Here is a 22586-nt window from a genome sequence, read left to right on the forward strand (position 1 = left end):
CAATTAATTATGGTAATAATAGATTGACCTGTGGTAAGAAAGCTACGATCACAAGTGCTAATATCATTAAGAAAAACATTGGTACAATGGCCTTACTCAACTCCCAGATAGATAATCTCGAGATTCCTATTCCAACGAACAAGCTTCCCCCGATTGGCGGTGTAATCAATGCAATCGCTAAGCTTACAACAAGAATGATCCCGAAGTGAATTGGATCGATTCCGATTTCCGTTGCAACCGGTAATAAGATAGGGGTAAGAATAATGATAGATGCAATAACATCCATAAATGTTCCAACAAACAATAGAAATAGGATGATTAACAATAATAAAACGGTTCGATTATCTGAAAGACTTGTTAGTGCTGTTGCTACCATTTCAGGTATATTTTCGATAGAAAGGATTCTACCAAAGAAAGTTGCGGTACCAGTAATGATTAAAATAACTGCTGTTGTTAATGACGATACTTTAAAAACATTGTACAATTTTGATAAATTTAACTCTCGATATACAAAGACACCAATGATCAAACCATACACTGTTGCCACTACGGCAGCTTCTGTTGGAGTAAAAACCCCACCATAAATACCACCAAGGATGATAACAGGCATAGCCAATGACCATGCTGCTTCTTTAAACTCGTTCCCTAACCGTTTAAAAGAAAAAGTTTCTACGTCTTTTTCATAATTATGAAGTTTTGAATAAAAGTAGCTATAAAGAATTAACAGTAATCCAACAATTAAACCGGGAATAATACCGGACAAAAACATATCTCCGATAGATGCTGAAGCTGATACACCGTAAATAACCATTGGAATACTTGGCGGGATGATAACCCCGATCGTACCTGCTGCTACAATAATTGCGGTAGCAAACTTCTTATCATAGCCGTGCTTAACCATTAGTGGAATAACCATGCCCCCAATTGCTGCAACCGTAGCTGGACCAGAACCAGAAATAGCAGCAAAAAAGATACATGTAATGACAGTAGCAATAGCTAGTCCACCGGTAATATTACCAACAAATATTTTGGCAAATCCGAACAATCGCTTTGATATACCACCCTGCGCCATTACTTCGCCAGCCAATATATAAAACGGTATAGCCATTAATGGAAAGGAATCAGCTGATGTTACTAAACCTTGCACTAAATATTGAGGTGATACAGAACCCGTGTAAAAAATAGTTACTAGACAAGCCAGACCAAGTGAAAAACCAATCGGAACTCTAACAAGCATAAAAATGATAAATGAAACAAATAACAATAATGCAGTCACTTTAACCCCCCCTTTTTTATAGCAATTCGTCCTCTTGTAATTCTGTAATGTCTCCATCTTTGATGACACGAATAATATTTTGAGTAACTCGTATTAACGTTAAAACCATACCAACTGGGACTGACAAATATACGTATATCATATTAATTCTCATTGCTGCACTTTTTTGCCCGAAGTTGGCTATTTGTTCGATCATAAAGTAGCTATAGTAAATAACGACAACAGCAAATAGACCAATCAGGATATAGGAAAGGATAATCATTATTTTCTTAACGGGAACAGGCACTAGGTCATATACAATATCTAAACAAATATGCCTCGATTTTTTAACACCATATGCGATACCTATATAGATAAGCCAAACAAAACAATATCTAGCTAATTCCTCAGACCATGCCAATGAATTATCAAAGATAAATCGCATACATATTTGTAAGGTAATGGAAGTCAATGAAATGATAAGTAACGTAACTAGAATCCATTCTTCAATATGTTGGTTCAATTTCTTTATAATGGTCATTTTTAGACCTCCTACTCAATCATGCTTTGAATCATTTGTAAGTCTTCGTTCTTCCTACAACATATTTTAAGAAAGAAGAATAGGAAGATCATAATACTTCCCATTCTTCTTTTTTATCTATTATTCACGAGAAGCTGCTAAGAATTTATCTACAATATCTGCGCCAATTTGGTCTTTGAATTCTTCATATACAGGCAATGTAATTTCTTGCATTTCCTCAAGCTGTTCTGGTGTGAACTCATAGACTTCCATACCTTCATCTTCCAATGCTTGTCTAGCAGTCACTTCTTCTTCTTGAGCTAGTTCTCTATTAGTATCGATGGCTGCACTTATCGCATCATCGAAGATAGTTTGCAGGTCATCAGGTAAAGAATCATAGAATTCATTATTTGTAATGACGACATTAGGTGCATAAACATGGTTGGTTACGGTTAAATACTTTTGTACTTCATAAAATTTATTAGCTAGAATTAATCCGAATGGATTTTCTTGACCATCCACTGTACCTTGTTGGAGGGCAGAATATAACTCTCCAAATGCTAGCGGTGTTGGATTGGCACCCAATAATTCCCATGCACTAATGTGTGTTTGATTTTGCATTGTTCTAATGGATAAATCATTAAAATCTTCAACAGATTCTATTGGTTGAAGATTGTTAGTTACGTTTCGGAATCCGTTTTCAAAATATCCAAGACCCTTAATGCCAGACTCTTCTAATAAATCTAAAATCATTTGACCTGGCTCTCCATCTAACACTTCATATGCAGTTTCGCGATTAGTAAAAAGGAAAGGCATATCCAAAATCGCAACAGAATCATTAAATCCACCTAATGCTGCAGGAGAAGGGGAAGCTAAATGTACTTCTCCCATCTGTATCGCTTCGATAATTTCTCTATCTTCACCAAGCTCTCCAGCTACATTTAAGTCTACTTTGAATCGACCATCAGATTTTTCTTCCAATTCCTCTTTTAGAAAGTTAAAGGTTTTTGTCAAAGAGTGTTCAGGGCCTACTGCTCCTCCAGCAATTCGTACTGTATACTGTTCTTGACCTTCTTGATCATTATCTCCAGCCGCACCACTTGAATCATTTGCTCCACATCCAACAACGAACAAAATTAGTGTGATAAATAAGACACCTTGAATTATTTTTTTCATTTTTAGCCCTCTTTTCATTTTTTATTTATATTAAGAAAAAACTCATTATCAATTTGCTCAAGTTGTATTTTTAATTTTTCAATTTCTTTATCATCAATATTGATATGAGGTGTTTTCATTTCACCTGCATCAACCCCACGTAATCGAAGACCCTCTTTGAAATATGACATATTGCTACCATTCTTTAATGCATTACAATATTTAGTTGCAATTCTTTGTAATGTTTTTGCTTTTTGGAGATCTCCCGCTTTGAATGCATTATATATCGCTACAAACGGTTCCGGATAAACACCAGAAATCCCTGAAACGGTACCTTCACATCCTAATGATAGAGCTGGCAAGAACAAGTGATCTGGACCAAATACTACGTCAAAATTACCTTTGTTTACTTCTAAATATTTACTTGTCAAAGTAAAATCCGGATAGCTGAATTTAATTCCAACAATGTTCTTACACTGTGCAGCAATCTTTTTCGTTACTTCAATGTTTAGCTCATTTGCAGCACATTGAGGAATACTATATAAGTAAATCGGGAAGTCTTCTGGTAAACTCCGCGAAATCTTCACATAAAATTGCTCCATTTCTTGATCATTCACACCAAAATAGATGGGTGTTACGACACCAATACCATCTGCTCCTATTTCATGTGCATGTTGTGCTAATTCTAATGTATTCTCAAAATTAACATCCCCAACATGGATATAAACAGTAACTCTATTGTTAGCGGTTTTTACAACTGTTTCTGCTATAGTTTTCCTTTGATCTACAGATAATTTAATCATTTCTCCTGTTGTTCCAAGTGGATATAAACAGTGAACACCTTTTTCAATTAAAAATTCTGTTAAGTTCGCCACTTTATTTAAGTTAACGCTTCCATCTTTGTTGAATGGAGTGACCATTGCAGTTGTTACACCATATAACTTTTTTTTCATTATAAAAATCTCCTCTATTATTGTTAAAGTTTCTCATTGTTCTTTATAAAATATTATTTCTTCTCAAAAACACTATCACCCCCTATTATAAAATATAAAACGATTTTGCTAAAACGTTATAGCTTTAGATATAAAAATGCTATATGCTAGCACTCAGCAACTTTTCCGTACGATTATATTTGTTTCATATTGTTCTTTAGTAGCTGTCTCAATCGTTTGGTTTATCTGACCTATCAACTGATTAACGCAGGCACCCGCCATTACTTCTACTGGTAGATGTACTGTAGTTAAGGATGGTGCAGTGTATGAGGTTTGCTCATCATTATCATGACCTATTATCTTCAAATCTTCTGGTATGCGTATTCCATATTCATGACATGCACTAAGAGCACCTACTGCCATTGGATCACTTAGAAAGAAAAGTGCTTCTGGTAATGAGTTGGTTTGTTTAATTAATGATTCCATTGCATCATAACCACCCTTCTCACTAAAATCGCCATACTTAACACATAAATTATTCATCCCCAAGGTATTTACACCTTCTAAAAACCCATCCTGTCTTAGAGAAACTGCTTGTGATGATAGATTTGGAACAACTATACCTACATTCTTTTGATTTTTCTCGTATAAAAATTCAGCAACATCTAAACCAGTTTTCTTTCCGTCTACATTAACGGTACTGTATTTATCTGATTTTCTCTGATACAAGACAATTGGCACTTTAAGATTAGAATCTTCTATATATCTCAAGTCTTCATCAGATGCATTAGCAATAATTGCTCCATTATACTTATTTCCTGTGTGTAGGCTCTCTACTTCACTTAGTTTCCCATTCTCATATGGTTGTATTAAAATTTCAAAAAGATTTTCTTTAAATAATGACTTATTTTGGATTCCTTTAAGGAACCTACTTATTAGTGATGCTCTTGTATCTAATGTCCATAAAATAGCTATGACAGGAACATTCTTTGATTCACTATTTCTCAAACGCCTTGCTGATATACTTGGGAGATAACCTAATTCTTTAGCGATTTTTAGTATTTTTTCTTGTGTTTTAGCTGCAATTCTCATATGGTCACCTTTACCATTTAGCACAAAAGAAACGGTACCAGGTGAAACCTCAGCTCTTTTAGCTATATCACGAATAGTTGCCATAATTATAACTCCTATTAATTCATTTTGCTATATCGTTTTAGCAATTCTTAATGTCTATTAATTTACTATATCTTCTTGCTATTGTCAACGCTTTCTTTCTATTTTTTGATTCTTTGAAGTTTATTTTTACCCTCATTTGGAACTGCCTGCTTTAATTTATGAGGACCATTTAGCCAATAGCGGGGGCTATTTCTATTTATCGGAAAGAGTTTCAAGCATCCCAATATTTAAATAAACCATATATGATGGTTTGTGTGAACGTGATTGCAGCAGAAACAACAGTGAAAGATATGGATGAGTTATGGACCATGCAAGAGAAGAGCGTCGTTTCCTCTATGGCAATTGCCGTACTGCTAGGTAGTAAAGAATCGATTCGCGAACAATTAACGAATTTCCAAGAGAAATACCAAGTAGATGAACTAATGGCCATTTCTTATATATATGATACAGAGAAACAAAAAAATTCTTATCAAATATTAAAAGAAGTGGTTGATTGATACATAATAAGATCTAATCTTCATTAACAAGCGCAGTCGGAATGATACTCCCTCCCCTGCGCTTTCTTTATGTAATAATAAATCCATCTCCTTACATAAATACAAAAAAGGAAGCCAATCACAAAACGAATGTGATTGGCTTCCTTTATTTTCTATCTTAATCTCTACTAAACAAATCCCTAGTAAAAGTCTTATCCGCTACATCCTTAAATCATCTGTCAATCGATTCACAACAATGACATCTGATATCTTTTTACACTCGTTAAAATCGTTCACCCACTCGTGAACCATAAAACTCTTCTTCATCCAATAATGGTTCATAGACAACAACATCTACACCTTTTGCCTTGATTCGTTTCATAACACCTTGAATGACAGATTGTCTAAAGTTATCAGAGTCTGAGACGGTAATACCGACAACAGACTAGAAGAATACTAATATTGATGGTTTGTAATTAGAAGCTTATCATTTCTACATGTTGCTGTTTTTATTGGCCCGTAAGTATAAAAAAAAGATCACACTTAAGGTCTCTTTCCCCAAACCGTTAAAATACCAGGGGAAAGTTCTGTAAAATCTTTATTAGACAGTATTTCCTCAGCTCTTTTCAAGGTATCCATATTAATACTCGGATCCTTCAATAACTCATCACGAAATTGATACCATGTCTTTTTCCAAAAAACGGATGAAGGAGACTGGTTGTCTAAAGAAGGTAAGTACGCTTCCATGCCAATGTTATGAAAGCCTGTATCACGTAATCGTTGCGGTACCGTAGGAGCCCATTCTATGTCACTACCAATTACCTCTTTTAATTTAGGCCACATTACAGACATTAATTTTCGATAAGGCTCATGATTAGAATTCTGTGTCGTTAAATCCAAACTATCAGACAAAATTATCCATCCACCAGGCTTAACCCATGAAGTAAGCTTTTTAAGAACTTCAGCACGGTTTCTTAAATGCATAAGGACCAATCTAGCATGGATCATGTCAAACATACCAAATGGATAACCTTCTTCATTCTGCGTAACATCATACTCAGCTATGCGTAGGTTCTCATACCTTTGACTAAGCGATTGCGTTTGAAGTTCACGTATATCTCGGTCAACTGCTACAACTTCTCCATTTCTCAACTCTGGTTGTTCTGCAAGCCATTTTGCTATACTGCCGTTACCTGCACCTACATCTAAATAACGTCCGCCTTCTATCAATCCTCGAGTTTTAAGGTAGGTAAAGCTTACATGATCGAAGGTTTCAGATATACTTTTGAGACGGTCACTTTCATCCTCATGATCCTGACTAAAAATCCCTACACCATACTGTTCCATTATTGTCATCCTTCCCCATAACTTTCGACTATCAGGCATATGGTTTTTTTGAATGATGTGATAACTCCTATTTTTAGTGATTATTAATCCTAACTTCCTGCTGTTTCGTTTTCAGGCACCTCCAACCATTTTTCATCATAAACAGAAAACCCATACTTGAAAAGTATCATAAAAAATAGTGTTGAAGATATTAAAATAATAAGCTAATTATAATTTAGTTAGTTAAATTTATTGATAATCGTAGGATTAAATGAAGTAACAAGTGAAAAATATATAAATGATTAAAAGAAAGTTAAATTAAGCATGAAAGAATATGAAGGAGCATGCAAAAGTGGCAAAGTCAATGAGACTTTCATTTATTGTGTAAATCATCCCTTCGATGGGTGATCATGATTTATTAATGACCCCTAAAAGGAGATTTCAAAATCTCTACAGTCCCTTTTGCGAGGGGTCCTAGAAATTCTCCAAGATCAAAGTTTATAGCTTTCTCATATTTGGTTGTTTTCTAGATCTTGCTCAATAAAAGTCATCATTTCACTTTTTAATGATTGTTGGTTGAACAGTACGTAAAGGTGGGGTGAATTATTTTATCTTCAAACGTGGGTACGTGGTTCTTTCTGCGGATTGTTTCTTCTCAAGTGATGAGGAACAATTGGGACAAATGACAGCTCTATTAGGAATGGACAAGCAGCAATACGGGCATTCTTTATTAGTCATCGAGTCTGATGGATGTTGATGTGGTTTCTTCCAGCGATTCATTTGCCTCACTACTAGAAAAACGACAAATAAAATGATAAGAAACCGTATCGATGTCGAGATAAACAATCCATAATTAATCGTTATTGCCCCAGCTTCCTTTGCCTCTGCTAAAGAAGAATACGTTCTTCCACTAAGACTTATATGTAAGTTTTCTATATTCATCCTGGAATACACCAGCCCGATAGGCGGAAGCAGAATATCTCGAACCAAAGAATCTACAAAGCTACTTAAAGCAGCACCCAGTACCACACCAATCCCCATATCAATCGCACTACCCCGCATCATAAACTGCCGAAACTCTTGAAATATTCCCATTCAAAATGCCCCCTCCTTACATATAGATATGAAAGACAGGGACTAGCTATGCAACAAAGGGACGGTTCTCTTGTTTTAGTTCAAGTGCCTTTGCATCCGTCCCTTACAATCTTCATCATCTTGAATTGTTTCACACGGATAGAGGAAGTGAGTTTAAGAACCAACTTATTGATCAGGCATTAGAAACGTTTGGAATCGATCGTTCATTAAGCGAAAGAGGCAACAATTTAAATCAATTAAATTAATCTAATTGTCTCCTAGCAATATAAGCAGCGCCTATTGCTCCTGCTTTATTTTTCAATTGTGCCAGTTTTATCTTTGTTTGTGATGCTGCTTTGTCGTTGACATTTTTGGTAATATTCTTTATAAATGGTTCCATAGATTCTGAGACGCCACCACCTATAATAACGTATTCTGGATTTAATAAATTCACCATATTTACAATTTGCACCGTCAATAAATTGATAAATTGATTAATAACAGTAAAACCAGGCTCTTTCCTATTCCAATAGTGCTGAAACAAATGATATGGATCACCGTACTTACTTAACGCTGTACCAGATAATTGATCTTCTAGAGCACCAAAACCATTTGTATTTCGGCTATCAGACAATGATGAAATATTAAATCCTACCTCACCTGCAAAGCCTTTTGCACCTGTAACAAGATGACCATTTATTATAATCCCACAACCTAGACCTGTTCCGATTGCGATAAACAGGATATTATTACTTTTCTTATCAAGAGCAGTACTTTCCCCTAAAGCTGCAAAATTCACATCATTGTCTACCCAAATAGGAAATTCGAATGTCGTAGCTAAAATTTCTTTTAAAGGAACATTTGTCCATGTTAAGGAATACGCATCTAAGACCAAGCCGTTTTCACGATCTACAATACTGGGAACGCCAACCCCCATTCCGGTAATTTCATGTAAAGAGACAGGAGATTTATCTATAAAAGTACAAATCCACTCGATCAAGTCATCTATTTCAGAGTATGTATTAACTTTTCTTTCATAAACGATCTTGCCAGACAGATCTGATATGATTCCATAAATTTTTGTACCACCTATATCCAAACCTATTGTATACATTATTTATCGACCTACTCATTATTTATTCTATTACTAACGCATCATTTTATGCTATTATACTTAGTTCTGCTGCTTTAAAAGTATGCTCTTGAGTCATGGCTATTGCATTACACCTTTCATAGATTTTTAATCACAAATGTACGATCTATAGGTGACACCAGGTTCACTTTAACAACTTTCATTTGATTATTAAATTCACTCTTAGCCAATTGAGACTGCCAATGTTCATGTCCTCCTGATTCAATTTGCATCGTGTTCTTGCCTTGTGAAATCTCGAGAATACCGTCTTTCCAAAAATAATGGTGATCATCCATATTTTCCATTCCATCACCACTCAATTTTGCCTCAGCACTAAAAATAAATTCTACTTGATAAAAAACGTCTTTTAATTGATCTGTACAAAGTTGCAATTCCCAATTTTCATCATAGTGGTTCACCTTCACTTCTACATGATGTTTTTGATTATGGGTGACTTTCCTATTTTGATGAGGTAATAAATACCAAACACTTGTTTCTCCTTGATCAGGTACATCTGTACTAGGCAATGGTCCTGTATATCCTTTTTCTAACTCTTGCTTTAAATAATAACTGTTATCTCTTTTTTCAAGAGAGTAAAACTCAATAATCCCAGGTGAAAAACTGGAGGAAATTTTCACTCCCAAAAGTTTGACATCACCGTTGTGCAAAGAAAATAAAGAAGTATTCCCTCCCATAATTGTGGCACTCACATCATGATTGCGATACCTGACAACAGGTGCACCAAAAGAAGTATGCATACTACTATGTTCAATTTTGGAATGGTGTCCAACGCTCTTCATCTTCTCCAAATTGTTCTGTAATGGATAATTTCCATTAATGAATCTTTCATATGTGGTTGGTAATGGTTGTGATTTTATATTGATATTCTGAATTTCCGGGTACATTAAATAACCGAGCATGACATGGTTGTTGACTGGTCCAAGATCTTCCATACTTTCTAATGAAAGATCTGCCATAGCCATGTACAAGCCATTATCATCTTTAAGCGCCATTAATCTATAAATTAAATGGTAAGGCGATAAATCATATGTATTCGCTAAATCTTGTCGTCCCGAATAATCCGTTACTATCTCCCCATTTGGTTGAACAAGATATAGCATCATATCTAAATTTTTCCGGACGTACTCCAGAATATATGGTTTATCTAATATAGTCGCAGTATGATACAAACAGATATTACTGACCGTATTGTAGATTCCGTTACTTCTTTCTGTCCACTCACCATCTTCCGTAATATCAATACCTTCTCGTAACCATGCTTCCGCTCTGTCTATCAAGGCTTTTTCTTTAAAAACAGTATAAAGTTGTGCTAAAGCAGACGTTAGTACCCATCTGTGATTTGGTGTATGGCAACCACCTGTTAACATAGCGGGAATCGTTCGTTTTAAAAAAAATTCCACTTTGTCTGACATTGCTTTTTCTTCTTTCGATTTAAGAAACTTATAAACTTGACTTAAACCAGTTACTAAAAAGGCGGTATCAGGAGGTGAATGATAGTTCGTCCAGCCAGGTGATATTGTTCCATCTTCATGCTGTTGATCAAGCATATAATTTAATGCGAAATGTATTTTATCTTCGAGTTCAGCATTTTTAAAATACTTCGAGCGACTGTTTAGATACGAACAGACCCAAGTCGCTATTACGCTCCCTGTGCCAGTATGAGTAGGAGTTGGTATTCCTGTTTTTTGATCAATAATACCTCCAAAATATCTGCTTTCTTGATCCAAAATTTGCTGTTTCCAAAAGTAGTCTGTTGCTTTATCATTTATATAAATAATTTTCTCCAATTTATTTCTACCTCCTTTTGTAAACCAATGAGGTGCTATTATCCTTTAATCCCAGAAGTAGCACCTGTATCCATAATATATCTTTGGAAAACGATAAAGATAATAATCATAGGTACTAAGGAAATAATAGAAGATGATAGCAGTAATACCCAATCAATATTATCCGCCCCTACGATGCTTCGCAAGGCAATTTGCACTGTATACTTATTAGGATCACTTAAAACAATCAATGGCCAAATATAGTCATTCCATCTCCATTGAAAAGAGAAAATAGCCAAGGTAATAGCCACAGGCTTCGCAATCGGAAGCATTAACTGAAAGAAAATTTTCCCTTCATTCGCCCCATCAATTCGAGCAGATTCAAGCAAGTCATTCGGAACGGTCATGAAATATTGTCTAAACATAAAGATACCCGTAGCCGTACTAATGGATGGTATGACTAAACCTGCTAAACTATCATAAAGGTTCAGATTAAGAATTACAGAAAAAGTTGGATTCATAATAACTTCTGTCGGTAACATAGTTGTTGCTAACATACAGATCAGAAAGGCATTAAGCCATTTATAATTATATTTCGCTAATGCAAAGCCACATGAAGCGCTCGCTAATACTGTCAAAACGGTTGTCACCACAGCAACAATCAACGTATTGATGAAATACTTAATGAATTCCATCGTTTGCCATGAATAAGCATACCCGTCTAATGTTGGGTTATCAGGAAAAATTTTTAATGGATAGGAGAACAACTCATTTCCTGGTTTTAATGAACTTAATAAAAGCCATACAATCGGAAACAAATACATAAGAGCTATTATAAATAATGCAGCGGTTAACATAGTTGTTGCAAATTTATCATTTAACTTACTATTCATTTGCCTTACCACCCTTCGCAAAACGGAACTGTAACAAAGAGAATACTAATAGTATTACAAATAGAACCATGGAAGCAGCACTAGCGTATCCTACTCTCATCTGGTCAAAGCCGGTTTCATAAATATATTGCACGATAAAAGTAGTATCTGTACCTGGTCCACCATTAGTTAGTGATTGAACCATTGGAAACTCTTTCATTAAATTAAATACCGCCAATAATATAACTAAAAATGATGTTGAGCGAATCGACGGCAATGTAACATGCCAAAATTTTTGCCAACCTGATCCCCCATCTACATCTGCTGCTTCGTAGAGTGATCTAGGGATACTAATAATAGCACCTATAAAAATGAGCATATTAAAAGCTGTTCCCGCCCAAGCGGTAGCAAAAAGAACCACTATAAATGCAAAATCACCATTTGACGACCACGGTATTGGGTTGCCACCAATTGCCTGGATGACAAAATTCACAAATCCAAAGCTTTCTCCAAACATCCATCTCCACAACACACCAACAACAATTGGTGAAACTAACCATGGGAAAAAGAATATTATTTTCGCAATATTTTTTCCTTTTGTATGATTACTAGTTAACATCACTGACACAAATAAAGAAGTAATGTACACAAGTGGTACGCCTATCAATGTGTATAAAAATGTTCTAGACATCGCTTTGTAGAAGCTTGGATCCTGAAAAAGGTTAATGTAATTCTCTAGTCCGATAAATGTAGCAACATTTCCGTTGTATTCTGTTAATGAGTAATAAACACCCAATAAAGCAGGCCAAGCAAAAAATAACAAAAACAAAACTAAGTTTGCTGCTACAAAAATAAAAGCCCATTTTTTATTTGTATCTTTCATTTAGAATTCCCCCTCCTACTCGCAGAAAATTTTATTGTATTGTTTTTTTGGAATAGCGACCATATAAAGTGAGACTTCCATTAACAGGATGCTACTGTTCGTTTACCCCCACCTAACTTCTTTGCTTATGCCAAAATATTGAAGTGGGGATATTATGGACGGTTACGCCGTGAACAAATGGTCGCTATTCCTATAGAAAATTATTCTATATATGCTTCTGTCATCTGTGATTTTACATTCTCGACAGCTTGCTCAACAGCTTGTTCATCATTCAGTGCATTAATCATTTCTTCAGCTAATACACTACCTAAAGCTCTTTGAGAAACTAATTGCTTTCTTACTAATTCGTTTCTCTGTTGACTAGCAATTGGATCCGTTGCTGCAATTTCATCTTGATAAATTTCATATGCTTCTGGTGCTTTTTCATACTCCACTTCTGCATCTGTTGTTACAGGTAAATACCCGCCATGAGTTGCAAGTTCTTCGTAATTTTCTTTTTGGTATAACCAATCGATAAATTCTTTAGCTTGCTCTTCTTGACCAGACCCTTCAAACCCAACTAAATAGTTACCTCCAAGATTTGTTGCACGAACTTCTTCATAAGGCATATAAACGGATTGCCATTCAAAATCAGTAATATTGGTTGCAAAATCTGAAATCTGCCATGAACCTGACATATAAGCTGCTACTCTTCCACTCTTGAACATAGAAGAAGCATCTTCTCCTGCCGTCCAAACCGCTTTTGGCATGATGGTGTTATCATTTAATTCTACAAAACGTTGCAAAGCTTCTGTTGTTTCTTCATTTGTAGTATACTCGTCACCTTCTTGGTAAAAGCCCTTACTTCCATGCTGATACAAGAAAGCGTTTAATCTGTGTTCAGAATTATCCATTACCATTCCATATTGAGCATCCGTATTTTTAGTAACCGTTTCGATTGCATTGACAAATTCTTCCCATGTCCAAATATTATCTTCACTAGTTGGATACTCAACTCCAGCTTCTTCAAACAAGTCTTTATTAATAAACATTCCGACAGCAGTTAAATCTAGTGGTGGCGCTACTAATTCATCTTCTACAGTGATACCCATTTCAGCTCGTACATTATTTGCTTCCGCAACATCCGTTAGATCCATTAATTTACCTTGCCATGCAGGATTAAAACCAGTGATACGTGCTAGAGCTGGAGGTTCTTCAGCTCTCATCATATTTGTTATTTTAGTAACCATATCATCATAAGGGACATCTACAACTTCTATTTCTGTTCCGGTTTCCTCTGTATATTTTTCTGCCATTGTTGTTAATGCAGCTCCTTCCACTTTGTCGCCTGAAACATAAAATTGCATTTTTTCCCCTGAGGACCCAGAACCCGAATCATTACCTTCAGCAGAATCGCCGCTACCGGAACCGCTTTCACTTCCTGAACAAGCAACTAAAGTGGCAAATAAGATAGCGATAAGTATAAATAAAAGCTTTTTCACAATTAACCTCTCCTTTTTTAATCTTTTTGTAAGGGTTATCATTTTTTTCTAAAATAAAAGGGTTTTAATCCCTCCAATCAATATTTCAAACACAAAATAGTTAAGCGCTTTCTTTAATTATAATATCAACTTAACCAGTGTATTTCAAGTGTTTTTCATCATTTTTTATAAAACACACTCTTTTTTACAGATTCCTCTTGATAAAAACGGGATCTGCAGTACTTATTAACCAATTTTTAGATTAAGCGCTTCATTATTTGCTTATTTTTATACAAAAATAAAATGCTTGAATGGAGATACTCAAGCATTTTATTTATTGTACGTTGGGTAATAGTTTTACAAAATAATATCAGACTCGTTCCTCACTTAAGACCCTAGTGGTATCCCGTTGCATTAATTCAGGGTTATACAAAATCCGTTCTGAACCTGAATACTTATTATTAATGGAGTCAATTATGACGTCTACAACCTTCTTCCCCATCTCTTCAATAGGTTGTGCAATCGTTGTTAAGCCTGGTACAGAAGTAGTTGCTAATATCGTATTGTCAAAACCCATTAATGAAAGGTCTTCCGGAATATTTATACCTCGCTCTCTGGCACCTTGCAGGACACCAATTGCTAATAAATCATTACAAGCAAAAATAGCGGACGGCAAATTTCCATTATTAATAATGGTTTGTAAAACCTTTTTCCCATTCGCTAATGAAGCATTTGTAGTTATAACCATATCGTCTGTAAAAGTGTAACCATGTGATTCATATGCTTCTCGAAACCCATAGACACGCATCTTACTACTCAATCTATTCTCATTAATAAGTGCAATCTTTTGGTGACCCAATTCCAACAAATGATTAGCGGCATCATAACCACCCGAAAAATCATCAACAGCTACAGAGGTTACTCCTGCCATACCTGCTTCCTGTGTTAACATTACTAAAGGGATACTAGCACTTTTAATACCTTTTAATAAGTTTTTATCATTAAATGAGGAAGCAATGATAAAGCCATCTACTTGTTTTCTCCTCAATAATTCTAAATACTTCTTTTCTTTTTCGAGACTTTCATCTGTACTGCACATAATCACACTTAATCCTTTTTCATGTGCACGATCTTCTATTGTCCTTGCTATTTCAGAAAAAAAAGGATTAGAAATATCCGGAACCAATAATCCTAAAGTCTCGGTTTTTTTCCCGGTTAACGCTGATGCCATCATACTCGGATAATAATTAAGTTCTTCCATAACTGAGAGCACTCGTTCTCTAGTTGCTTGGCGCATATTACCGGTACTGTTTATCACCTTTGATACCGTTGCAATGGAGACCCCAGCTTTTTCCGCGACATCATATATGGTAACTTTCATACTCCACCTACTCTCTTAAGATGTATATCGGATAAGCAAACTATATCTAAATAAATTTACAACATGATTTTATCAATATAATGAAATAAAATCATGCTGTAAATCCTCATACATCTTTGTTGTGTATATTATTTGCTTATATTCCTGCCTTTTCTTGTATATAATTCCTAGCAATAATTGCATATTCTAAAGGATTTGCCTTCGCAGGGTCTTGTTCTGCTTCCACGATAAACCAACCTTTGTAATCGCTGTCAGAAAGCACACTAAAAATAGACTTAAAATCATAGGACCCATCACCAGGGACTGTAAAAACCCCTGCTTTGACAGCCTGTAAAAAACTTAATTGATCTTTTCTTACCATTTCGGCTACCGTATCTCGGACATCTTTTAAATGAACATGTTTAATACGATCTATATATTTTTTTAAAACAAAGACAGGATCCTCTCCAGAAAAGTAGAGGTGTCCCGTGTCAAACAGCAGATAAACCAATTGTTCATCTGTATTTGCCATTAACCTATCAATTTCTTCGGCAGTTTGTACACCTGTACCCATATGGTGATGATACACCAATTTCATATCTTTTTCTTTCGCTAATTCACCTAGTTTATTTAACCCTTTCGATAATTTTACCCATTCTTCCTCATTAAATTCTGGTTTATGTTTAAATAACGGCTCGTCAATATTGCCCTGAATGCTCTTTCCTTGTTCTGACACAACAATAACCTTTGCACCCATTTCAGATAGGAAGTCACGATGCTTGATGAATGCAATTGCTGTTTCTTCATACGGTTGAGTAGTTAAAAATGCACTAAACCATGCACTTGCTATGGATAACTTTCTTAATTGCAATGCCTTTTTCAAATCTTCGACATTGTTCGGATATTTATTACCGACTTCTGTTCCTGAAAAACCTGAAAGTGCCATTTCACTTATGCATTGTTCAAATGTTATTTCACCACCCAATTCCGGCATATCATCATTTGTCCATCCAATTGGCGCAATACCTAATTGAATATTTTCTTTCGATAGCATACGCTCACTCCTTTTCTATTACTATTTGATTGTACACACTTTTTTCAAATATAGTTAGTTATCCTATTCTACTTATATCTCATGCATTTCAACCGTGCGTTTCTCTACCCATGCTTTTTTTGCAGCAATTGCCAATTTCTGAGCCTGTAATCCATCTTCGCCTGTACAGGATAGTGACGTATTATCTAGTATTGATTGTGCGAACTCTTCAATCTCTTTCTCAAAAGCAATTTTATATCTGTCTAAAAAGAAATACTTTGGATGGTCTATGGTAACCGCTTCATTTGTTGCTATTTTCACATTAGACTTCCGCTCATTTTCTGCAAGCATTACACCATCTTCACCGAAAACTTCTATTCTCTGGTCATAGCCATATACTGCTTTTCTACTATTATCAATCGTTGCCAAAGTACCATCTTCGAATGTAAGTGTAATAATAGCCGTATCCACATCATTATATTTTTCAAATACAGGATCAACTAAGTTACTCGCTACAACCGAAACAGATTTCACTTCACTATTGGACAAATACCGCACCATGTCAAAGTCGTGAATCGTCATATCAAAAAACATACCACCAGAAGACTTAATATAGGCTTCATTTGGCGGTTCTGGATCCCGTGAAGTAATTTTTATCATATGTGTATTTCCGATTTTTCCATCATTTATGAGTTGATGGATTTTACTGAAATGTGTATCAAACCGACGATTAAAACCGATCTGCAGCTTCACGCCCGCTTCTTTTACCTTACTTAATGCTTGTTCTGTTTCTTCCAGGCTAAAGCTTATCGGTTTTTCACAAAAGATATGCTTACCCGCTTCTGCACATTGTGAAATATAGTGACAATGAGTATCCGTAGACGAACAAATAAAGATAGCATCGATCTCTGCATTATTTAATAAAACAGATACATCCTCTGTTATAACGGGTACATATTTTTCTAAATTAGTTCCTTTTAAGTGTGTAACATTTATATCACAAATACCTTTTAATTCAATTTGAGAGGAGCGTAGGATATTATTCGCATGTAATTGTCCAATTCTTCCTGCTCCAATGATTCCAACCTTAGCGTTCTGCATATGCATACTCCTTTACTTTACTCTATATTAAATTGCAAACATTTTTATTATTGAGAAAGCGCTTAACTTAATGATAATACCTTTTGTTCGTCTAGTCAATGAATTAAAGTGAAATAATACACAAAAAATTAAAAGGACTATCTTTATCAGAACACCACTGAACATATTTTTTTGCATCTTATAAAAGTCTTGTCTTTTAGCTAGTGCCGAAGTTTTACTTATACTTTGTACATTCAAAATTTCACTTCGTCGAGTTACTCCATCGCTAGTATTTTATACTTTGCTAACATAAAAAAAGAACAGCATCTATATGATACTGTTCCTTTTGATTAATTAGACTCTGTTAGCAGATCCAAATAACCTCATTTTCTCTTGAACTACTTGTGTTATCGCATCCATACCAGGTCCTAATATATCGGGCGGACTGAATAGTTTGGTATCATTTGTTAAGATGTTTCTTACAGTTTCTGCCCATGTTTTATTAGATTCTGTATTCACATTTATCTTAGCGTGTCCATACTCAATTGCTTGAATGATTTGGTGATCTGGTATGCCTGATCCACCGTGTAAGGCTAGAGGAATATCTATCCCTTCCGATATTTCCTTCATCAAATCAAAAGCAAATTTCGGTTCTCCTTTATATTCGCCGTGTACGGATCCTAACGCTGCAGCCAAAGCATCCACTTTAGTTTCTTCTACTATTCGAAAACATTCACTAGGATCTGCATATTTGATGCCACCTACAACTCCATCTTCTGTTCCACCAACTGATCCTATTTCCGCTTCCACTGATACACCAAATTTTCTGGCATATTCGACTACTTCTTGCGTCATTTTAATATTTTCTTCTATAGGATATTTAGAACCATCTATCATCACAGAACTGTAACCAGCATCAATTGCTCTTTTACATTGTTCTACCGTAAAGCCATGGTCTAAATGGAGAGCCACTGGAACAGTAATTTGCATTTCTTCCACTATTGTTCTGGTTGTACTGGCTATAAGCTTTAGACCACCAAGATAATCTACAATTCTATCAGTCGATGCTATAATAACAGGTGACCTCTCTTTTTCCGCTGCTTGAAGTATAGCTGTGACCCACTGAAAGCTGTTAATATTAAATTGTCCTACCGCATAGTGGTTTTTTTTGGCTTCTACTATCATGTCTTTCATCGAGACAAGCATATTATAACAACTCTTTTCTATCGTTTACATATAATCAATATTTAATATTGTTTAGCATGTTGATTAAGAACTTTCGCACGTTCCTCAGATGCCTTTGTGACCTTAACATCATTAGCTACTTCTGCAACACCAACATTCCACCAGCTCTCATATCCATCTGTCATTGTTTTCGGCAGAATTTTCATCTCGATCAGTGTTGAATGAGGTTGACGTTTTGCATCGATAATTGCTTCTTTTAATTCTTCTATAGAGTGAGCACGATATACTTTTGCACCGTATGCTTCACCTATTTTTGCATAATCGATGTTTAAAATTTCATTATTGACGTCGCGGAATTCGGTTTGGTAACTGCCACTGCCATTTGACATCTGTAAATTATTGATACAGCCAAACCCTGCATTATCAAAAAGCATGATATTTATTTTTTGGTTGTATTGAATGGCTGTTACGAATTCAGAATGTAATAAAAGAAAACTGCCATCACCAACCATGGAATAGACCTCTTTGTATGGTTCTGCTATCTTGGCTCCTAAGGCACCTGAAACTTCATACCCCATACAGGAATATCCATATTCGACATTATACGTATTAGGAGTCTTAGCTTTCCACATTCGCTGCATGTCTCCTGGTAGTGACCCAGAGGAAGTAACCACTACACTTTCAGGATCTATCGTATGGTTAATTGTTGCTAACGCAGCTGTTTGGGTCAAATTTGATTGAAAGGCTTCCGCATATTCATTTAATATTTCTTGATTAAAATGATCCTTCACTTCTGGATCAAAAGTGGTCTTATTAAATGCAATATTTCCTAAACGAGCTAGCTCTTGGTTCCACTGTGTTTTCCAATCTTTTATTTGTTCTCCAAATTCAGATTGATAGTCATCTAATCCAAGCAAAATTTTTTCGAGTGTGGCCTTGGCATCTGCCACTACTTGGAAACCATCTAACTTATAAGCATGCATTCTACTAACATTGATATTTAAAAACTTTGCCTCTTCTAAATTAAAAGCGGTTTTAGATGAAGTAGAGAAATCTGTATACCTTGTTCCGACACCGATAATTAAATCGGCTTGCTTAGCTGCTTTATTGGCAGCAAGCGTACCCGTCACGCCAAGACCTCCTAAATTATTATCAAAGGTCGATTCTACTGTTGCTTTTCCTGCTTGTGTTTCGACTAGTGGAATATCGTATTGCTCAGAGAGCTGGATTAGGGACTCTCTCGCTTGAGAATATTTAGCACCACCGCCAATTAAAATTAAAGGCTTTTTGCTGGATTTTATCAGAGATATAGCACCTTCTAACTCGCGCGATGTAGGTTCTTTTCGATCAAGATAATGCACTCTTTTTTCAAAAAAGGAACCATCATAGTCATAGGCTTCTCCTTCAACATCTTGAGCGATCGAAATGGTGACAGGGCCTGCTTTTGCAGGGTCTGTCAGTACGTCAAAGGCACGAATCATACTAGACATTAATTGCTCTGGACGAACAACACGATCCCAATAACGAGAGACTGCTTTTAAAGCATCATTTGTAGTAATGTTGGAACTAGTTTCATGCTCCACTTGCTGCAGCACAGGATCAGGTTGTTTGGAGGCAAAAGTATCACCAGGCAAAAATAATACTGGAATATTATTCGCTAAAGCGGTACCAGCTGCTGCTGTTAAATTTGCTGAACCGGGACCGATCGACGTTGTAACCGCAAATATCTTTTGACGTAATTTCTGTTTACTATAAGCAATAGCAGCATGTGCCATCCCTTGTTCATTTTTACCTTGATATATGTTTAATTGATTACTCTCTTGTTCCAGTGCCTGACCGATACCTAGTACATTACCGTGTCCAAAAATAGTAAAGACTCCTTCGACAAACGGAAATTCTTCACCATCTACATGAATATATTGATTATTCAAAAAACGTACTAAGGCTTGTGCAGTCGTTAGTCGAATTGTTTTACCCATTACACTACTTCCTTTCTACATTAATCAACCGATTGATCTTTGATTAATTGTTCAATTTCAGATACAGTTGGCATTGCTTCAGAAGAGCTATGTTTACTCACGACAATTGCTGCCGATGCACCTCCAAATTTAAGCGCTGTTTCGATATCCTTGCCATTCATAAGAGCATATAAGAAAGCGGAAGCATAGGAATCACCTGCGCCAAACGTTTTCAAAACCTGTGTTTTATATGCCTTGCCATGGTGGATACTACCTGTTTTTTCATAGGCATAAGATCCGTCTACTCCGTGTTTAATAACAACAAGTTCTGCCTCGTACTGGAACAGGTTGTTGACGGTTTCTTGATTGTCACCTTCTGTTTGTCTGTTTTCCATAACATCGTACTCATCTCTTGTCGCAATTACTATATCCGCCTGCTCTGCAATAGCAGAATAATAAATCGAGACTTCTTCTTGTGATTTCCATGTATATGGACGATAATCCAGTTCAAAGATAACTTTTACATCATTTTTGCGAGCAAGACTTACCGCTTTAAAAACTGCTTCCCGTGAAGGACTTTTAGCCAATGCTGTACCTGACACAAGCAGTACCTTAGATTGCTTAATATAGCTCTCATCAACTTCTGTTGGGTCTAAATATAAATCTGCTACATTATCACGGTACATTAAGATACTACACTCTTCAGGACTTAAGATCTCGGTAAAAGCAAGGCCTGCCTTACGTCCTTCTGTGTCAAATACCATATTTGAGGTATCGACACCTTTTTCCGACATATATTGTTTAATAAAATTCCCATGTTGATCTTCAGGAATCTTTCCAATAAAGCCTGTTTTCAGTCCTAATTTCGCACTTCCGATCGCTATATTAGCAGGAGATCCGCCGACATATTTGGTAAATGTCATCGTTTTTTCCATCGGTCGGTGGTATTCATTCGCATTTAGATCGATACAAGCACGACCTATTGCAATAATGTCGTACTTTTTATCAGTATTAAATGTAATCGCCATCATTATTGTCTCCTTTTATTATTATTGTCTATCTATAATCCATTCATGATCTGCTTCATTATGAAATTTCCAAACTCGTTTTGGGCCCGCCATCACGTTCAAATAATAGGATGTATAACCATCTGGAACCCCGACAGGATGATAACCAGAAGGTACGAGTACAACATTTTTATTTTCAACAGCCATTGTTTCATCAATACTTCTGTCTTCTGTATAAACTCTTTGGAAAACAAATCCTTGGGCTGGATTCATTTCATGATAATACGTTTCTTCTAGCATTGATTCATTTGGAAGGTTATCTTGATCATGCTTGTGTGGAGGATAACTGGACCAATTTCCTGATGCCGTGAAGACCTCTACTACTAGAACACTATTTGCAGTTGGATCAGAGTCAGGTAAGATATTATGAACAAGACGCTGATTATTGTATTTACCACGCTTCTCTATCTGGTTATCTTCTGCTTTAATCAAACGCGTTGGTAACGGATTTTCTGAAGGTGCATAACACAAAGCGACTCTAGCATCTGTATCAGCTTGAATCTCCATCTTTTTATCATTTGAGATGTACACACTATCTGTTGGGGTCTTTTCAAAAACACTTTCTCTTCTTCCGATTCCTTCAAACCTTTGTTCTCCATCAGAAACTGTAACCTTACCAGTTAAGGCAACTATGCAGCATTCTAGATCGGTAAGACACTCATTAATACTGGCACCAGACTTCAGTTCAACTGTCTTAAATGATACATATTGAAGATTAGAATTTGCTTTTGTTACATCATGAAGAAGTGTAACACCGTTATCTAAAGTTTTATCATTTGGCTTTCTTAGTAACTCTGACATACTAAAACCTCCATATGTGGAATGAGCTTGCATCAGATCATTACAATCTGTGCA

The 22586-nt window shown here is 35.8% G+C and carries 20 protein-coding genes and 1 pseudogene; 1 reads left to right on the forward strand and 20 read right to left on the reverse strand.

The window, feature by feature from the left end:
• Positions 1-7 precede the first annotated feature (7 nt).
• From BM121_RS00095 to BM121_RS00115, 5 genes are all read right to left on the reverse strand, one after another.
• On the reverse strand, positions 8-1276 hold the full coding sequence (locus BM121_RS00095) for a TRAP transporter large permease (protein ID WP_091479308.1): 1269 nt from the start codon (positions 1274-1276) through the stop codon (positions 8-10).
• A gap of 16 nt (positions 1277-1292) precedes the next feature.
• Positions 1293-1796 (reverse strand): TRAP transporter small permease, encoded by a 504-nt coding sequence (locus BM121_RS00100; protein ID WP_091479312.1) that lies wholly within the window; start codon positions 1794-1796, stop codon positions 1293-1295.
• Positions 1797-1916: 120 nt separating this feature from the next.
• Complete coding sequence (locus BM121_RS00105; protein WP_091479316.1) at positions 1917-2951, reverse strand: TRAP transporter substrate-binding protein; 1035 nt, start codon at positions 2949-2951, stop codon at positions 1917-1919.
• A gap of 14 nt (positions 2952-2965) precedes the next feature.
• A complete protein-coding gene (locus BM121_RS00110) occupies positions 2966-3883 on the reverse strand; it encodes a dihydrodipicolinate synthase family protein (RefSeq protein ID WP_091479319.1) in 918 nt (305 codons plus the stop codon).
• A gap of 153 nt (positions 3884-4036) precedes the next feature.
• A complete protein-coding gene (locus tag BM121_RS00115) occupies positions 4037-5038 on the reverse strand; it encodes a LacI family DNA-binding transcriptional regulator (protein ID WP_091479323.1) in 1002 nt (333 codons plus the stop codon).
• Between the two features lie 254 nt (positions 5039-5292).
• Between BM121_RS00115 and BM121_RS00120 the strand changes: the two genes are divergently transcribed.
• Positions 5293-5535, forward strand: a complete 243-nt coding sequence (locus tag BM121_RS00120; RefSeq protein ID WP_175495248.1) for an LLM class oxidoreductase — start codon at positions 5293-5295, stop codon at positions 5533-5535.
• Positions 5536-5692: 157 nt separating this feature from the next.
• On the opposite strand, the pseudogene BM121_RS00125 reads toward BM121_RS00120, so the two are convergent.
• From BM121_RS00125 to iolB, 15 genes and pseudogenes are all read right to left on the reverse strand, one after another.
• Positions 5693-5935: pseudogene (locus tag BM121_RS00125) on the reverse strand (UDP binding domain-containing protein); the annotation flags it as partial.
• 122 nt (positions 5936-6057) lie between these two features.
• A complete protein-coding gene (locus tag BM121_RS00130; protein WP_175495249.1) occupies positions 6058-6861 on the reverse strand; it encodes a class I SAM-dependent methyltransferase in 804 nt (267 codons plus the stop codon).
• Positions 6862-7443: 582 nt separating this feature from the next.
• Positions 7444-7935, reverse strand: coding sequence for a large conductance mechanosensitive channel protein MscL (gene mscL / locus BM121_RS00135; RefSeq protein WP_091479330.1), 492 nt, complete (start codon positions 7933-7935; stop codon positions 7444-7446).
• Between the two features lie 241 nt (positions 7936-8176).
• Entirely contained in the window at positions 8177-9028 is an 852-nt protein-coding gene (locus BM121_RS00140) for an ROK family protein (protein WP_091479333.1), read from the reverse strand.
• Positions 9029-9144: 116 nt separating this feature from the next.
• The gene (locus BM121_RS00145) at positions 9145-10854 is read right to left on the reverse strand and encodes a prenyltransferase/squalene oxidase repeat-containing protein (protein WP_091479335.1); all 1710 of its coding nucleotides are present in this window, start codon (positions 10852-10854) and stop codon (positions 9145-9147) included.
• A 38-nt stretch (positions 10855-10892) separates the two neighbouring features.
• Positions 10893-11726, reverse strand: a complete 834-nt coding sequence (locus tag BM121_RS00150; protein ID WP_091479339.1) for a carbohydrate ABC transporter permease — start codon at positions 11724-11726, stop codon at positions 10893-10895.
• On the reverse strand, positions 11719-12588 hold the full coding sequence (locus BM121_RS00155) for a carbohydrate ABC transporter permease (protein ID WP_091479342.1): 870 nt from the start codon (positions 12586-12588) through the stop codon (positions 11719-11721). The genes BM121_RS00150 and BM121_RS00155 overlap by 8 nt, the downstream gene beginning before the upstream one ends.
• Before the next feature lie 200 nt (positions 12589-12788).
• Positions 12789-14069: an ABC transporter substrate-binding protein gene (locus BM121_RS00160; RefSeq protein WP_245780690.1), complete on the reverse strand. Its 1281-nt coding sequence runs from the start codon at positions 14067-14069 to the stop codon at positions 12789-12791.
• Between the two features lie 349 nt (positions 14070-14418).
• Complete coding sequence (locus BM121_RS00165; RefSeq protein WP_091479348.1) at positions 14419-15429, reverse strand: LacI family DNA-binding transcriptional regulator; 1011 nt, start codon at positions 15427-15429, stop codon at positions 14419-14421.
• 136 nt (positions 15430-15565) lie between these two features.
• Complete coding sequence (iolE, locus tag BM121_RS00170) at positions 15566-16462, reverse strand: myo-inosose-2 dehydratase (protein ID WP_091479351.1); 897 nt, start codon at positions 16460-16462, stop codon at positions 15566-15568.
• A gap of 72 nt (positions 16463-16534) precedes the next feature.
• Positions 16535-17542, reverse strand: coding sequence for an inositol 2-dehydrogenase (iolG, locus tag BM121_RS00175; protein WP_091479354.1), 1008 nt, complete (start codon positions 17540-17542; stop codon positions 16535-16537).
• Positions 17543-17875: 333 nt separating this feature from the next.
• Complete coding sequence (gene fba, locus BM121_RS00180) at positions 17876-18727, reverse strand: class II fructose-1,6-bisphosphate aldolase (RefSeq protein WP_091479357.1); 852 nt, start codon at positions 18725-18727, stop codon at positions 17876-17878.
• A 41-nt stretch (positions 18728-18768) separates the two neighbouring features.
• Complete coding sequence (iolD, locus tag BM121_RS00185) at positions 18769-20685, reverse strand: 3D-(3,5/4)-trihydroxycyclohexane-1,2-dione acylhydrolase (decyclizing) (RefSeq protein ID WP_091479360.1); 1917 nt, start codon at positions 20683-20685, stop codon at positions 18769-18771.
• 20 nt (positions 20686-20705) lie between these two features.
• Entirely contained in the window at positions 20706-21692 is a 987-nt protein-coding gene (iolC, locus tag BM121_RS00190) for a 5-dehydro-2-deoxygluconokinase (protein WP_091479363.1), read from the reverse strand.
• Between the two features lie 21 nt (positions 21693-21713).
• Positions 21714-22532 (reverse strand): 5-deoxy-glucuronate isomerase, encoded by an 819-nt coding sequence (iolB, locus tag BM121_RS00195; RefSeq protein ID WP_091479366.1) that lies wholly within the window; start codon positions 22530-22532, stop codon positions 21714-21716.
• Positions 22533-22586: the final 54 nt, after the last annotated feature.

The organism is Gracilibacillus orientalis, from assembly GCF_900114645.1.
Classification (GTDB): domain Bacteria; phylum Bacillota; class Bacilli; order Bacillales; family Amphibacillaceae; genus Gracilibacillus; species Gracilibacillus orientalis.

Coding starts and splice junctions, on each gene's coding strand:
- iolG (WP_091479354.1), bottom strand. CDS start 17,542: ATGCAGAACGCTAAGGTTGGAATCATTGGAGCAGGAAGAATTGGACAA.
- BM121_RS00100 (WP_091479312.1), bottom strand. CDS start 1,796: ATGACCATTATAAAGAAATTGAACCAACATATTGAAGAATGGATTCTA.
- mscL (WP_091479330.1), bottom strand. CDS start 7,935: ATGGGAATATTTCAAGAGTTTCGGCAGTTTATGATGCGGGGTAGTGCG.
- BM121_RS00130 (WP_175495249.1), bottom strand. CDS start 6,861: ATGGAACAGTATGGTGTAGGGATTTTTAGTCAGGATCATGAGGATGAA.
- iolC (WP_091479363.1), bottom strand. CDS start 21,692: ATGGCGATTACATTTAATACTGATAAAAAGTACGACATTATTGCAATA.
- iolE (WP_091479351.1), bottom strand. CDS start 16,462: ATGCTATCGAAAGAAAATATTCAATTAGGTATTGCGCCAATTGGATGG.
- fba (WP_091479357.1), bottom strand. CDS start 18,727: ATGCTTGTCTCGATGAAAGACATGATAGTAGAAGCCAAAAAAAACCAC.
- BM121_RS00155 (WP_091479342.1), bottom strand. CDS start 12,588: ATGAAAGATACAAATAAAAAATGGGCTTTTATTTTTGTAGCAGCAAAC.
- iolD (WP_091479360.1), bottom strand. CDS start 20,685: ATGGGTAAAACAATTCGACTAACGACTGCACAAGCCTTAGTACGTTTT.
- iolB (WP_091479366.1), bottom strand. CDS start 22,532: ATGTCAGAGTTACTAAGAAAGCCAAATGATAAAACTTTAGATAACGGT.
- BM121_RS00110 (WP_091479319.1), bottom strand. CDS start 3,883: ATGAAAAAAAAGTTATATGGTGTAACAACTGCAATGGTCACTCCATTC.
- BM121_RS00165 (WP_091479348.1), bottom strand. CDS start 15,429: ATGAAAGTTACCATATATGATGTCGCGGAAAAAGCTGGGGTCTCCATT.
- BM121_RS00150 (WP_091479339.1), bottom strand. CDS start 11,726: ATGAATAGTAAGTTAAATGATAAATTTGCAACAACTATGTTAACCGCT.
- BM121_RS00115 (WP_091479323.1), bottom strand. CDS start 5,038: ATGGCAACTATTCGTGATATAGCTAAAAGAGCTGAGGTTTCACCTGGT.
- BM121_RS00105 (WP_091479316.1), bottom strand. CDS start 2,951: ATGAAAAAAATAATTCAAGGTGTCTTATTTATCACACTAATTTTGTTC.
- BM121_RS00140 (WP_091479333.1), bottom strand. CDS start 9,028: ATGTATACAATAGGTTTGGATATAGGTGGTACAAAAATTTATGGAATC.